General features: G+C 61.2%; 13 protein-coding genes and 1 pseudogene. 4 read left to right on the top strand and 10 right to left on the bottom strand.

Features of this window, described 5'->3' with window-relative positions:
- Nucleotides 1-15 precede the first annotated feature (15 nt).
- Both ACA047_RS04135 and ACA047_RS04130 read right to left on the bottom strand, forming a co-directional pair.
- The gene (locus tag ACA047_RS04135; protein WP_497356927.1) at nt 16-894 is read right to left on the bottom strand and encodes a DMT family transporter; all 879 of its coding nucleotides are present in this window, start codon (nt 892-894) and stop codon (nt 16-18) included.
- Between the two features lie 94 nt (nt 895-988).
- The gene (locus ACA047_RS04130) at nt 989-1,765 is read right to left on the bottom strand and encodes an IclR family transcriptional regulator (protein ID WP_497356925.1); all 777 of its coding nucleotides are present in this window, start codon (nt 1,763-1,765) and stop codon (nt 989-991) included.
- 240 nt (nt 1,766-2,005) lie between these two features.
- Between ACA047_RS04130 and ypfJ the strand changes: the two genes are divergently transcribed.
- Together ypfJ and ACA047_RS04120 are read left to right on the top strand one after the other, a co-directional pair.
- On the top strand, nt 2,006-2,896 hold the full coding sequence (gene ypfJ / locus ACA047_RS04125; protein ID WP_497356923.1) for a KPN_02809 family neutral zinc metallopeptidase: 891 nt from the start codon (nt 2,006-2,008) through the stop codon (nt 2,894-2,896).
- Nucleotides 2,897-3,844, top strand: a complete 948-nt coding sequence (locus ACA047_RS04120) for an alpha/beta hydrolase (RefSeq protein ID WP_497356921.1) — start codon at nt 2,897-2,899, stop codon at nt 3,842-3,844.
- A 70-nt stretch (nt 3,845-3,914) separates the two neighbouring features.
- Here the strand turns inward: ACA047_RS04120 and ACA047_RS04115 are convergent, their stop codons facing one another.
- The 3 genes from ACA047_RS04115 to ACA047_RS04105 all read right to left on the bottom strand — a co-directional run bounded on the left by ACA047_RS04115 (nt 3,915) and on the right by ACA047_RS04105 (nt 6,049).
- Entirely contained in the window at nt 3,915-4,508 is a 594-nt protein-coding gene (locus ACA047_RS04115) for an HAD family hydrolase (RefSeq protein WP_497356919.1), read from the bottom strand.
- Entirely contained in the window at nt 4,505-5,374 is an 870-nt protein-coding gene (tesB, locus tag ACA047_RS04110; RefSeq protein ID WP_497356917.1) for an acyl-CoA thioesterase II, read from the bottom strand. Before tesB ends, ACA047_RS04115 begins: the two co-directional genes overlap by 4 nt.
- A gap of 105 nt (nt 5,375-5,479) precedes the next feature.
- Nucleotides 5,480-6,049 carry a GNAT family N-acetyltransferase gene (locus ACA047_RS04105; RefSeq protein WP_497360216.1) on the bottom strand — a complete coding sequence of 190 codons (570 nt, stop codon included), beginning with the start codon at nt 6,047-6,049 and terminating at the stop codon, nt 5,480-5,482.
- A 73-nt stretch (nt 6,050-6,122) separates the two neighbouring features.
- Here ACA047_RS04105 and ACA047_RS04100 point away from each other — a divergent pair, with 73 nt between their 5' ends.
- Both ACA047_RS04100 and ACA047_RS04095 read left to right on the top strand, forming a co-directional pair.
- Complete coding sequence (locus tag ACA047_RS04100) at nt 6,123-7,043, top strand: histone deacetylase family protein (RefSeq protein WP_497356915.1); 921 nt, start codon at nt 6,123-6,125, stop codon at nt 7,041-7,043.
- A 226-nt stretch (nt 7,044-7,269) separates the two neighbouring features.
- The gene (locus tag ACA047_RS04095; protein ID WP_497356913.1) at nt 7,270-8,505 is read left to right on the top strand and encodes a TIGR03862 family flavoprotein; all 1,236 of its coding nucleotides are present in this window, start codon (nt 7,270-7,272) and stop codon (nt 8,503-8,505) included.
- A gap of 131 nt (nt 8,506-8,636) precedes the next feature.
- On the opposite strand, the gene rhlE1 is transcribed toward ACA047_RS04095, so the two are convergent.
- The 5 genes and pseudogenes from rhlE1 to ACA047_RS04070 all read right to left on the bottom strand — a co-directional run bounded on the left by rhlE1 (nt 8,637) and on the right by ACA047_RS04070 (nt 12,666).
- Nucleotides 8,637-9,974: an RNA helicase RhlE1 gene (gene rhlE1 / locus ACA047_RS04090; RefSeq protein WP_497356911.1), complete on the bottom strand. Its 1,338-nt coding sequence runs from the start codon at nt 9,972-9,974 to the stop codon at nt 8,637-8,639.
- 84 nt (nt 9,975-10,058) lie between these two features.
- Nucleotides 10,059-10,450 (bottom strand): annotated as a pseudogene (locus tag ACA047_RS04085) (EamA family transporter); the annotation flags it as partial.
- Between the two features lie 200 nt (nt 10,451-10,650).
- Entirely contained in the window at nt 10,651-11,262 is a 612-nt protein-coding gene (locus ACA047_RS04080; protein WP_497356909.1) for a 3'-5' exonuclease, read from the bottom strand.
- 22 nt (nt 11,263-11,284) lie between these two features.
- Nucleotides 11,285-11,764: a LabA-like NYN domain-containing protein gene (locus ACA047_RS04075; RefSeq protein ID WP_008012653.1), complete on the bottom strand. Its 480-nt coding sequence runs from the start codon at nt 11,762-11,764 to the stop codon at nt 11,285-11,287.
- A 128-nt stretch (nt 11,765-11,892) separates the two neighbouring features.
- The gene (locus tag ACA047_RS04070; RefSeq protein ID WP_497356907.1) at nt 11,893-12,666 is read right to left on the bottom strand and encodes a DUF2076 domain-containing protein; all 774 of its coding nucleotides are present in this window, start codon (nt 12,664-12,666) and stop codon (nt 11,893-11,895) included.
- Nucleotides 12,667-12,824: the final 158 nt, after the last annotated feature.

Genomic DNA, 12,824 nt, shown 5'->3' with positions numbered 1-12,824 from the left:
CCTCCACAGGTCCGTTTACCCCCGCCGCTGTTGCCACGCCGCCGCCAACCCACTGAGACAAATCAGCGCGATGCCGACCACCGTAGTCAGCGTCGGCGTGTGGCTGAACAGCAACCAACCCAACAGGCCGGCAAACACGATCTGGCAATACCCGAACGGCGCGAGCAGCGCCGGGGCGGCATACCGGAAGGCCTGGGTCAGCATCAGGTGCGCCGTCATCCCACAGGCGCCCAGCGCCAACATCATCACCCCGTGCAGCAAGCTTGGCACTTGCCAGAAGAATGGCACCAACGCGCTCATCACCAACGTATTACACAGGCCGGCGAAGAAGTTGCTGGTGGTGGGGCTGTCGATCTCGCTGAGCTTGCGCGTGAGCAGTTGATAAAAACAGAAAAACAGCGCTGAACAGAACGGCAACAACACCGCCGGGGTGAACAGATCCCCGCCGGGATGAACAATGATCAACACCCCAATAAAGCCGAAGATCACCGCGATCCATTGGCCGCGCGTCACGTGCTCGCCGAGCAATGGCACCGACAACGCAGTGACCAGTACGGGAGCCAGGAAGTTGACCGCGGTCGCCTCGGCCAAGGGGATGTACAGCAAAGCCGTGGTGAAGAACAGACTGGTGCCCAACAGGCACAACGCCCGAGCCAGCTGCCACAACGGGCGCTTGGTACGCAGGACCCGCAGCCCCGAGCGCGGCAGGAAAATACCCGCCATCAACAGGGTATGCACCAGATAACGGGCCCACACCACCATGATGATCGGATAGAAGCCCGAAAGGTATTTTGACAAGGCGTCATGGCTGGAGAACAGAAACGTCGCGACCAAAATAAGCAGGATGCCCTTGAAGGCCTGATTGACGCCGGAAAGCGGAGTGCTGAGGGTCATGTAAGAATCCTGCATTGCGTGATAGGTGACAGCGAAGCCTGCTTGCGACTAACGAGACCGCGCTCGCACATGTTCAATACCTGAGGCTGCGGATTCAGCTGAACAACTCCGAGGCCTGACTGGCTTGCGACAACTCCTCGGTAAACGCCAACAAGGTCGGTGCCAGTTCATGCAGCCTCGCCCGTGTCATCCGCGCGCTGGGCCCGGCAATGCTGAGCACGCCGACGACCCGGCCATCCAACGGATGATGGACCACTGCGGCAATGGCTGAGGTGCCGACCGCTGAGCTTTCCTCGACACAGGCATAACCTTGTTCACGCGCCAGGCGAAGGTATTCGAGCAGTTCAGGCGTGCTGCGCGGCGCGTTTGGCCCCACGTCCGCTGGCATTTGAGCAGCCTGGCGTTCCACCAGTGCCAGAGCCTCGGCGTCGCTCATGCACGCCAGCCAGGCATGGCCCGACGCGGTATAGAACAACGGCGCCTCGCGGCCCATGTCCGGGTCGTACCGTAAGCCGGACCGCGCGCCCTGGGACTTGGCGATCCAGGTCTGGCGCTCCCCTTCGATGACCCCCAGACGCACCAGTTCGCCGGTTTCCCGGGCCAGCCGATCGAGCACTGGCTGCACAATGTCCGCGCCACTGCGCGACAGGTAGCGAAAGCCCATGGCGACCAGCCTGGTCGACAGGTGATAACGCAGGTTCTCAGGATTCTGACGCACGTAACCCAGGCGCATCAGTTCGGCGAGCAAGCGGTGCGTGGCGCTCTTGGGGATCTGCAATTGCTCCGCCAACCCTAGCAGCGGCCAGCCACGGGGATCGCTGGCGAGACTTTCCAGCACATTGAAGACCCGTTCGATTTGACTGCCAGCCATGGGGATATCCAGATGAAATGTCTGTCGATTCTAAAATATTCAAAGTGTAATGCAAATTCTGGAACCGAATATGAATTTGTCCCTGATGAACCAAAACCCGCGGCGATTGCCTGAACGCTTCAGACATGTCGCGCACCCTGAGCCCCAAAAGCTAGACTTACCGCAAATGTCTGTCCGTGAACTGGCAGCAATCCCACTCAGCGGCAACACTCTTCACACGGTCAATCAGAGGATTCCCACATGTTATGGAAAAAAGGTCGCCGCAGTGACAACGTGGTGGACGCCCGCGGCGACGGTGGCGGAGGCGGCGGTGGGATGCGTTTCGGCGGCGGCAAGGGGTTGAGCCTGACGGCCATCATCCTGATCGTCGGCATCGGCTGGATCACCGGCCAGGACCCCATGCAAATCCTCGGGCAACTGACCGGGCAAATGGACCAGACGTCTGCTCCCGCCTCCTCACAAACCCGCCAGGCGCCACCGGCCAATGACGAACAGGCTGAATTCGTCCGTTCGATTCTGGGTGACACCGAAGACACCTGGGGCCAGGTTTTCCAACAGGCCGGGCGCCAGTATCAGCAACCGAAACTGGTGTTGTTCAGTGGCCGGGTCAATTCGGCCTGCGGCCTCGCATCTTCAGCCACTGGCCCGTTCTATTGCCCGGCGGACCGGCAGGTCTACCTGGACATGAGCTTCTTCAAGGAAATGTCCCAACGCTTCTCTGCCGCGGGGGACTTCGCCCAGGCCTACGTCATCGCTCATGAAGTCGGACACCATGTGCAGACCCTGCTCGGTGTGTCGGCGAAAATCCAGGAAGCTCGCCAGCAAGGCCGGCAGATGGAAGGCGACGGTGGTTTGCTGGTGCGTCAGGAGTTGCAGGCCGATTGCCTGGCGGGCGTCTGGGCCAACCATGCGCAAAAACGCCTGAACTGGCTTGAACCAGGCGACATTGAAGAAGCCTTGAACGCCGCCAATGCCATCGGCGATGACCGCTTGCAGCAACAAGGCCAGGGCCGCGTGGTGCCGGACTCCTTTACCCACGGCACCTCGGCACAACGGGTTCGCTGGTTCAAGGCCGGGTTCGCCCAGGGCCAGGTCGGCCAATGCGATACCTTCGCGGCGAAAGCCCTGTAAATGAAGTGGGGCACATTGATTGCACTGGTGCTGTGCTGCACCTGTGCCCAGGCAGACGAACATGGCGTGAAGGTCGTCGCGCAAGGACGACTGCAACTCAAGGGCGGCGCCATGGCCGTCGCCGTGAGCCCGCCCCCTGCGTCTATCCAGCGCGTGCTGATAATCCTCCATGGCCGGCTACGCAATGCCGACACCTATTTGCACAGCGCCGAAAAAGCCGCCGAGCAGGCCGGTCAACTGGCCACGACCCTGATCATCGCCCCGCAGTTTCTTAACGAACAGGACGTAGCTCGCCATCAGTTGCCCAATGACATCCTGCGCTGGCAAGGCAACAACTGGATGGCCGCAGGCTTATCCACAGGACCGAATCCGGTCAGTTCCTTCCAGGTCCTCGACGACATCGTTGCCCGAGTCAGTGACCGGCAGCAATTTCCCGAAGTGAAGGAGATCGTCATCGCGGGCCATTCCGGCGGCGCCCAGGTGGTCCAGCGCTATGCCCTGCTCGCCCACGGCCAATACCGGATCAATCCGCGTTTTGTCATCGCCAATCCGTCGTCCTATGCCTACTTCGACGCACAACGCCCCATGGCTTTCGACCCAGCCAGCTGCCCCGGCTTCAATCACTGGAAATATGGCCTGCAGAACCTGCCTGACTTTGCCGCCGGGCAAACGCCTGCGCAACTGGAAGGAAACTACGTCAAACGCGACATCGTTTATCTGCTCGGGCAACTGGACATCGACCCACAACATCCAGCGCTGGATAAAAGCTGTGAAGCGCAAACCCAGGGGCCGTATCGGTTACTGCGCGGCCATTACTTTTTCGACTACCTGACTCGACGCCACCCAGAGGGGCTGAATCAGCGGCTGATCGAAGTGCCCGGGGTGGGGCATGATGGGGATGGGATGTTCAATTCAGCGGAGGGGCAGAAGGCTTTGTTCAGTCAATGAGCCTTGCGTCGGCCGGGAAGGCCCCTTCGCGAGCAAGCCCGCGAAGGCGGTTAGTCAGGCCACACAACTCTCAAGCCGAAAGCATCCGCCGCAACGCCCCACAATCCCGAGCATGCCAATCAGTCAGCTCCGGCCACGGATTGTCCAGCAGGTTCACCAGTACCGTCCGCGCACCCGCTGCACGGCCACAGTCCAGGTCGAAGCGGTAATCGCCCACCATCACCATGGCCTCGGGCGCCACATTCCAGGCCTCGGCCAGCTTCAACAGACCGCCAGGATGAGGCTTGGGCGGCGCTTCGTCGCGACCCAGCACATCCTCCACGGCAAAACAGTCCGCCAGGCCAATGGCCTCGAGGGTCACATGGGCCAGCTCGCGGGCGTTACGGGTCAGGATACCCAGGCGATGGCCACGCCCCGCCAGTTCTCGCACCAACTCAACCGCCCCCGGCGCCGGCTTGGAGCCCAGCGCCAGGTCCCGTTCGTGTTCCAGCAGCCAGGCATGTTTGGCCGCAGCTTCGTCGGCCGGTAACGCCGCCAGATGGGTGAGGATGTCGTCTTCGGCCGGGATCGCCAGGGCCACGCGGATCGCCGCAAAATCATGCACGGCGACGGTCAGCGTGCCATCCATGTCGAACACCCAGTGCCGCACATCGCACAAACTCATGCCCAGTCCTTGCGATGGCGGATCAGGCCTTCCTGGGTGACCGATGCCACCAGTTGCCCGGCGCGGTTGAACACGCTACCACGGGAAAAACCGCGGGAATTGCCGGCCCACGGGCTGTCCATGGCGTAGAGCAACCAGTCATCGGCGCGCAGGTCGGCGTGGAACCACAACGCGTGGTCAAGGCTGGCGACCTGCATATCTTTGTGCCACACCGACTTGCCATGGGGCAGCAGCGAAGTGGTCAACAGGCCAAAGTCCGACGCGTAGGCCAGCAGGTATTTGTGCAAGGCCGGCGAATCCGCCAAGGCACCATCGGCCCGGAACCACACATACTTGACCGGATCGGCCGGTTGCGGGTTGTAAGGGTCTTTTTCCGTGACCGGGCGCACCTCGATCGGCTTGGGGCACAGCAGTTTTTCACGCATGTGCTCGGGTAGCAGGTGCGCTCGCTGCTGGGTCAATTCCAGCTCGGACGGCAGGTTCTCCGGCCCGACGACTTGCGGCATGGCACTCTGATGCTCGAAGCCCTGTTCGTCGTACTGGAATGACGCACTGCAAGTAAAGATCGGGTTGCCCTTCTGGATGGCGGTTACCCGGCGAGTACTGAAGCTGCCGCCGTCACGTACCCGGTCCACTTGGTAGACCACCGGCAACGCCGCGTCACCCGGACGCAGGAAATAACCGTGCATCGAATGCACATGACGGGCCTGCTCCACGGTCTGGCTGGCCGCCGACAACGACTGGCCCAGCACCTGGCCGCCGAACAGTTGGCGGAACCCCAGGTCCTGGCTGCGACCGCGAAACAGGTTCTCTTCGATCGGTTCCAGGGTCAGCAGGTCAACCAGATCTTCCAGCACGTGGCTCATTTCAGACTTTCCTCACACAGCGCAATACCGCGCAGTCTGTGCTGCGGCGGTGGATCGATTGTTGGCCCGGGCCATTCAGGCGGGCAGTGTAAACGTCCGTGTCGGCTAACCGTGCAGTGTCTGTAGCCACTGCTCACGGTTGATGCGATAGAGCACATGGTGACGCAACGGGTGATCGACTGCGAGTTTTGGGTGCTCGAAGTCGTCAACCGGGTCATGGTGCATGCCGATGGCCTGCATGACCTTTTGCGATGGCAGGTTATCGACAGAGGTGAATGCCACCACTTCGTCTACCGCCAACTGGTCGAAGGCACAACGCAATGCAGTCCATGCCGCTTCACTGGCATAACCCAGCCCCCAGTGCTCCCGGGCCAGGCGCCAGCCGATCTCGATTGCCGGAGTGAAATGCGCGTCGAACCCAACCACACCCAGCCCGGTAAAGCCAATGAAGGCCCCGGTGTCCTTGCGCTCCAGCGCCCACAAACCAAAACCATGCTCGGCAAAATGCCCACGCACGCGCCCGATCAGCGCCGCGCTTTCCAGACGGCTCAGGCGCGCCGGAAAATAACGCATCACCTGCGGATCGGCAGACATGGCGGCAAATTCCGACAAGTCATCATCGCGCCACTGCCGCAAAATCAGCCGCGCACTTTCCAGTTCCAGTATCGGCTCCATCATCACTCCCTTCCCATCCCCCTGAGTCTACATCGCTGGTAGGATCCGTCACTCAATCACCGCTGAAAACACCATGCCGCTGCCGCTTATCTATCACGAAGACTACAGCCCCGAATTCCCGGCGGAACACCGTTTCCCCATGGATAAATTCCGCCTGTTGCGCGATCACCTGGTCGACAGCGGCCTGACCCGCGACGCCGACCTGCTGCGCCCCTCGCTGTGCCCGCCACAGATCCTGGCCCTGGCCCACGACCGCGCTTATATCGAACGCTACATGAGCGGCGAGTTGTCTCGCGAGGACCAACGGCGACTTGGCCTGCCCTGGAGCGAAGCCCTGGCCCGCCGAACGGTACGCGCCGTGGGCGGTTCGCTGCTGGCGGCCGAACAGGCACTCGAACATGGCCTGGCCTGTCACCTGGCCGGAGGCACCCATCACGCCCACTACGACCACCCGGCCGGGTTTTGCATATTCAATGACCTGGCGGTGATCAGCCGGTATTTCCTGGCCAGCGGCCGAGTTTCGCGGGTGCTTATTTTCGACTGCGATGTGCATCAGGGCGACGGTACCGCCCGAATACTCCATGACACCCCGGACGCAGTGACAGTTTCCTTGCACTGCGAAAAGAATTTTCCTGCACGCAAGGCTCACAGCGACTGGGACATTCCGTTGCCGATGGGCATGGAGGATGCCGCTTACCTGAAGGTGGTGGACGATGCGCTCAACTACCTGCTGCCGCTCTACCAGCCCGACCTGGTGCTGTACGACGCCGGGGTCGATGTACACAAGGACGACGCCCTCGGTTATCTGAAGCTGACAGACGAAGGCCTCGCCGCCCGGGACGAGAGCGTCATGCGCCACTGCCTGGGACGGGACATCCCGGTGGTCGGCGTGATCGGTGGCGGGTACAGCAAGGACCGTCAGGCCCTGGCCCGACGCCACGGGATCCTGCACCACAGCGCCCAAAAGGTCTGGGAGTCATCAGGTTGTCATTGAAAGCTGGTCGCGTTACCCACAATGCCTGTGGAACGGCCTGTGGATAACCCGTAGGAGCTGCCGAAGGCTGCGATCTTTTGATCTTGATCTTTCGCTCACGACTCAATTGTCTGGGACAAGATCGCAGCCTTGCTTCGCTCGACAGCTCCTACGGAGATTACCGACCTCAGTTCATGTGAACCGAGCTGATAGAATGCCGTCCCTGATCCGCCAGACATAGCTCGCCATGACCCAAGCCGCCAAGCCTTCCGCCCCAAACGTCGCCATCATCGGCGGCGGCCCTGCCGGTCTGATGGCGGCCGAGGTGTTAAGCCAGGCCGGTATTCAGGTCGATCTGTACGACGGCATGCCTTCGGTGGGCAGGAAGTTTCTGCTGGCCGGTGTCGGTGGCATGAACATCACCCACTCGGAAGCCTTCCCGGCCTTTGTGTCCCGCTACGCCGAACGCGCGCCGAATATCGCCCCACTGCTGCGGGCATTCGGCGCGGATCAATTGTGCAAATGGATTCACGAACTGGGCATCGACACCTTTGTCGGCAGCTCCGGGCGGGTGTTTCCGACCGACATGAAAGCCGCCCCGCTGCTGCGTGCCTGGCTCAAACGCCTGCGCGATGCCGGCGTGGTCATCCACACGCGCCATCGCTGGCTCGGCTGGAACCCCGACGGCAGCCTGCGAATAGCGGCCCCGGACGGTGAAAAAAAACTGCAGCCCAACGCGACATTGCTGGCGCTGGGCGGCGGCAGTTGGTCACGCCTGGGCTCCGACGGTGCCTGGATGCTGCCGCTTCAACAGCGCGGCGTAGTCCTTGCGCCATTGCAGCCGAGTAATTGCGGATTCGAAGTGCAGGCCTGGAGTGATCTGATGGTCAGCAAATTCGCCGGTGCCCCGCTGAAAAACATCGCCATTGGCCTGAACGATGATGTGCCGCGTCTCGGCGAATGTGTGATCACCAGCACGGGCATCGAGGGCAGCCTGATCTATGCCCTGTCGGCACCGATTCGCGAAGCCATCAACCAACACGGCAGCGCGACGATCCATCTGGACCTACTGCCGGGACGGCCTGTGGACAAAATCCACCAAGCACTGAGCAAACCTCGCGGTTCACGCTCGATGGCCAAGCACTTGCATAGTCAGTTGGGGATCGACGGGGTCAAGGCCGCGCTGTTGCGCGAACTCACGCCTGCCGGTTGTTTCTCTGAGCCGGCGCAGCTGGCCCAGGCGATCAAGGCCTTGCCGGTTGCCCTGGTGAAAACCCGACCCTTGGACGAAGCCATCAGCAGTGCCGGCGGCGTGACCTTCGAAGCCCTGGACGAACGCCTGATGCTCAAGCAGCTACCCGGCGTGTTCTGCGCCGGGGAAATGCTCGATTGGGAAGCGCCGACTGGCGGCTACCTGCTGACGGCCTGCTTTGCCAGCGGCCGGGCGGCAGGGTTGGGGATGGTGGAATTCTTGAAGGGTTGAATCCGTGGGAGCTGACGAGTGAAACGAGGCTGCGATCTTTCTCCAGACAGTTGAATCTCGAGCGAAAGATCAAAAGATCGCAGCCTCGCTTCGCTCGACAGCTCCTACAGGTCCCCAGGAGGCCTTTGATTTCAAGGCTTACGCTTACGCGGCCCAGTATTGAACACCGGCACTTTTCGCACAGGCTTGACCGAAGGTTCCACGGGCGAGGAGTCGCCGCTGTCCACCCACTTACCCAGGTTGCGCTTGCCGCCACCGCCCGAGGTTTTCGGTTTCTTCGGCTTTTTCGGTTTTTTGATGACCTGGCCACTGGCATCGGTGTCCGGCACCCTATGCTCAGGCTCGAAATCCTGCTCCATCTGCCGGGACAATGTCTGACGGGTCAGGGTTTCGATGGCTGACAGCAGATTCACTTCATCGGCACAGACCAGGGAAATCGCTTCCCCAGTGGAGCCCGCCCGGCCGGTACGGCCGATACGGTGGATGTAATCCTCGGCAACGATTGGCAGGTCGAAATTCACCACCAGCGGCAAGTCTTCGATATCCAGCCCACGGGCAGCGACGTCAGTGGCGACCAGAATCTGGACCTCGCTGGCCTTGAAACGGTCCAGTGCCCGCTGACGAGTGGCTTGAGGTTTGTCGCCGTGAATGCCATCGGCGTTGACGCCCATGCCCTGGAGTTTTTCAACCAGTGCATCAACGCCGTTGCGGGTTTTGGCGAATACCAGCACCTGTTTCCAGTGGTTCTTGCGCATGAGGTGGATGAACAGCTCCGGCTTGCGCTTCTTGTCCACCGTCACCACCCATTGCTTGACGGTGTTGGCGGCCACGTTGCGCGGGCTCACTTCGATGCTCAGCGGGTCGTTGAGCATCTGCCCGGCCAGCAAGCGGATCGCGTCGGAGAAGGTGGCCGAGAACAGCAGCGTCTGACGCTTTTTCGGCAGCGCCTTGTAGATATTCGCCAGCTCCTCGGAAAAGCCCAGGTCGAGCATGCGGTCGGCTTCGTCCAGCACCAGGGTTTGCAATTGATTGAATTTCAGCGCGTTCTGTCGGAACAGATCGAGCAAGCGCCCCGGGGTGGCGACCAGCAGATCAACGCCTTTGCGCAGCTTCATCATCTGCGGGTTGATGCTGACACCGCCGTACACGGCGTAAGTGCTCAGCGGCAGGTTTTGGGCGTATTGGCTCACGCTTTCATGGACCTGTTCGGCCAGTTCACGGGTCGGCACCAGAATCAGCGCCCGCACCGAGTTGGCGGTGACCTTCGGCCCTTCGGTGGTCAGCAACTGCAACAGCGGCACGGCGAAACCGGCCGTCTTGCCGGTGCCGGTCTGGGCCGCGGCCATCAGGTCGCGACCGGCCAGCACCGCCGGCATGGCTTGGGCCTGCACCGGGGTCGGGGTCTGGTAACCGAGCGTCTCGAGGGCGCGCAGCAAGGGTTCGATCAGGCCAAGGGTGGCGAAAGTCATGGAAGTACCGTAGGAAAAATCAGCGCAAGGTGTGCAATGCGCGGCAGTTTACCCTAATTCAGGATTGGGCCGGGGCAGGCTTGGAATCCCCGTCCATTCCAGACGCGTATTACGTGCGCCCCAGAAATACCCGCAGAGCAAGGTAAACAACGGCACCGTCGCCACGGCCAGCGCCGCTACCCCAGACGCGACGCCCGTGTGCTCGGCGACACTGACCGCGCCGTTGCCAAAACTGAGCAACATCACGCCAATGATGGCCCCAGCCTTCCATTGCGCCCAGGTCGGCGCCGGCGCCCCGCGCCAGCGCAGGAAGGCATACATCAGCGTCCCGGCGATCACAAAACGAATCCCCCCAACAACAACGGCGGCCAATACGCCACCCCAATACGAATCACCAGATAAGTCGAACCCCAGATGACGCACAAGGCAAAAAAGGCAGCGATCAACGGCAGAGGGAAACGACGTGGGCCAGGCATGGTCAGCTCGAAGTCGGGTCAATGAGAGCCGAATTCTAGAAAGGCGACAGATGGAAAAGTAAGCTACAAAACCCGCTTATCCCACCCATACACTTTTCAAAATACGAGGATCAGCACCCTTGAAAAACGGGTGCAGCTGGAAGGGAGTGGCTAAATAAACCATCCAAGACAGTTGCTCCCACAAGTGTTTTGCGGTGCTTCTAGAACCCGCGATGACGCTTGAGATGCTCGTTGATCTTCGCCGCCGGCACTTTCTGCAAGCTGCACAGCAAATCATGGGACAGCTCCCGCAACCCGTGCTTTTTGCGCAGTTCCGAGGCCAGGTGCGCGGTGAGGTTGGCGGCCATTTCGGCGTCGGCCATGGCCCGGTGAGCCTGGCCGGTATGGGGTAGGCCGGCGAAAGCGTTGAGCGTACCGAGCTTGTGGTTTGGCGCCGCCGGCATCAGGCGGCGGGCCAGCAACAGTGAACAGGCAAAGTTTTGCAGGCGGGTGCGTTTGATTCGCCCGAGTTCAAAGTCCCAGAACTTCTGGTCGAACGCGGCGTTATGAGCCAGCAACGGTGTAATACCGACGAACTCATTGACCTCGTTCATCACCCGCTCGGCCGACGGCGCGCTGCGCAGCATCGCGTTGCTGATGCCCGTCAGTTGCTCGATGAAGGCGGGCACCCGTACACCAGCGTTCATCAGGCTCTGGTAGCGATCCACGATTCGGCCTTGCTCAAGAATCACCACAGCGATTTCCGTGGCCCGGCAACTGCTGCTCGGTGTGATTCCGGTGGTTTCAAAGTCGATGACTGCGATGCGTTCCAAACCTGTCTGAACTCCGTAAAAATCAATTCTTGAGCAGCAACGCGCCTTCGATGGGCACGTAGCGGCTGGCGGCGCGGATCAGCGAGTTGGCCGTCAGCCCCGGCACGCCATAGGCCACCGCCTGCACGCCGTGCTTACTGATGATGCGTTCGAGCAGCATGTCGAAATCACCGTCACCGGAGGCCAGCACCACTTCGTCGACATGATCGGCGGCGTCCATGATGTCGAGCGTGATGCCCACGTCCCAGTCGCCCTTGGCCGAGCCGTCGCTGCGCTGGATGTAGGGCTTGAGCTTCACGATGAAACCCAGGTTGCGCAGGATCTGCTGGAATTGCTGCTGCTTGCTGTCACCGCGATCGATCGCATAGGCGTAGGCCTCGACGATCTGCCCTTGCTTGCTGACATCGGCCCACAGCGCGGCGTAGTTGAAATGGCAACCATAGGCCTGGCGCACGGTGTAATAGAGGTTCTGGACATCGGCGAACACTGCGATTTTTTTCACCGCGTTTCCTCTTGAATGCACAAGCACGCAGACCACCTGGTCCGAAAAGTCGCCCAGTATGCCAGTCCGAAGGATTGTTCCGCGAATAATCGGCCCGAGGCGCCAGGGCGCCCCGGACGAATGGCAAGTCAGACGAAGGAATCGTCGTCGCCGAAGAAAGACGAATCGTCGCTGTTGTCCGCGTCGCTGAAACCATCCTGGCCGCTGTCGTAGGTATCGTTGCCGGCCACGCGTTGATCATCGCCCCAACCGCTATTGCCGTTGGACGTGTCGTTGACCGGTTGGGCCGGCTCTTCCTTGATGACTTCGACGATTTCCTGAGGCTGTTGACCGCTGTGGAACAGACTACTGATGCCTTGGGCCAGCATCACGCCACCGGCCACGCCCGCCGCGGTTTTCAGGGCGCCGCCCAGGAAGCTGCTCGCCGCCGGGGCCTGCTGTTGTGGCGCGCCATAGTTGGCCGGTGGCGCCTGGAAGTTCTGCTGGGGCTGGGCATTAAAGGAAGGCCGTGCCGGTTCGCGCCAGCCGCCACCGCTGGAAGCCGGGGCGCTTGGGGCGCTTGGGGCGGGTTCTGGCCGTGAATCACGGTTGCTGCCACCAAAAATACTCGAGAGGAAACCACCGCCCCCGCTTGGCGCCGGGGCCTGGCTGCGGGCCTGTTGCAGGTCGGCCTGCAATTGCTCGACTTGCTGGGTGAGCTGTTTGTTCTGCTCGTCCAGACGTTTGATCGCGGCTTCTTGCACCAAAATCGCCTGAGCCATGAAATAGCCCGCCGCGGGCTGGCTCGCCAGGTGCTCCTTGATCCGCGCCTCGGCCTGGGCGTCACGCGGGGCTGAATCCTTTTCGGCCTGTTGCAGCCGTGAAAACAGTCCATCGATCAGGGTTTGTTCTTCGCTGTTCATGGCGACCTCATTAGATTGCCGGATAGAAAACCATGCCAATCCCAAAGGACTGGCGCCAACCAGTAATGGGGCTCGCCTGGAAGGTTTCAATAGTCTTTACCAGATGTTTACGTTTGCTTGTGCAGGCGTCTGATCGGTTAAGTTAAAGTGTCCGACCG

Source organism: Pseudomonas sp. LBUM1664 (assembly GCF_059695895.1).
The sequence above is the reverse complement of the archived record's forward strand: the minus strand, read 5'-3'. Positions and strand labels throughout refer to the sequence as shown.

What these genes read in the sequence shown, in the direction of transcription:
- ACA047_RS04135 (WP_497356927.1), bottom strand. Translation starts at nt 894, where the DNA reads ATGACCCTCAGCACTCCGCTTTCCGGCGTCAATCAGGCCTTCAAGGGC.
- ACA047_RS04130 (WP_497356925.1), bottom strand. Translation starts at nt 1,765, where the DNA reads ATGGCTGGCAGTCAAATCGAACGGGTCTTCAATGTGCTGGAAAGTCTC.
- ypfJ (WP_497356923.1), top strand. Translation starts at nt 2,006, where the DNA reads ATGTTATGGAAAAAAGGTCGCCGCAGTGACAACGTGGTGGACGCCCGC.
- ACA047_RS04120 (WP_497356921.1), top strand. Translation starts at nt 2,897, where the DNA reads ATGAAGTGGGGCACATTGATTGCACTGGTGCTGTGCTGCACCTGTGCC.
- ACA047_RS04115 (WP_497356919.1), bottom strand. Translation starts at nt 4,508, where the DNA reads ATGAGTTTGTGCGATGTGCGGCACTGGGTGTTCGACATGGATGGCACG.
- tesB (WP_497356917.1), bottom strand. Translation starts at nt 5,374, where the DNA reads ATGAGCCACGTGCTGGAAGATCTGGTTGACCTGCTGACCCTGGAACCG.
- ACA047_RS04105 (WP_497360216.1), bottom strand. Translation starts at nt 6,049, where the DNA reads ATGGAGCCGATACTGGAACTGGAAAGTGCGCGGCTGATTTTGCGGCAG.
- ACA047_RS04100 (WP_497356915.1), top strand. Translation starts at nt 6,123, where the DNA reads ATGCCGCTGCCGCTTATCTATCACGAAGACTACAGCCCCGAATTCCCG.
- ACA047_RS04095 (WP_497356913.1), top strand. Translation starts at nt 7,270, where the DNA reads ATGACCCAAGCCGCCAAGCCTTCCGCCCCAAACGTCGCCATCATCGGC.
- rhlE1 (WP_497356911.1), bottom strand. Translation starts at nt 9,974, where the DNA reads ATGACTTTCGCCACCCTTGGCCTGATCGAACCCTTGCTGCGCGCCCTC.
- ACA047_RS04070 (WP_497356907.1), bottom strand. Translation starts at nt 12,666, where the DNA reads ATGAACAGCGAAGAACAAACCCTGATCGATGGACTGTTTTCACGGCTG.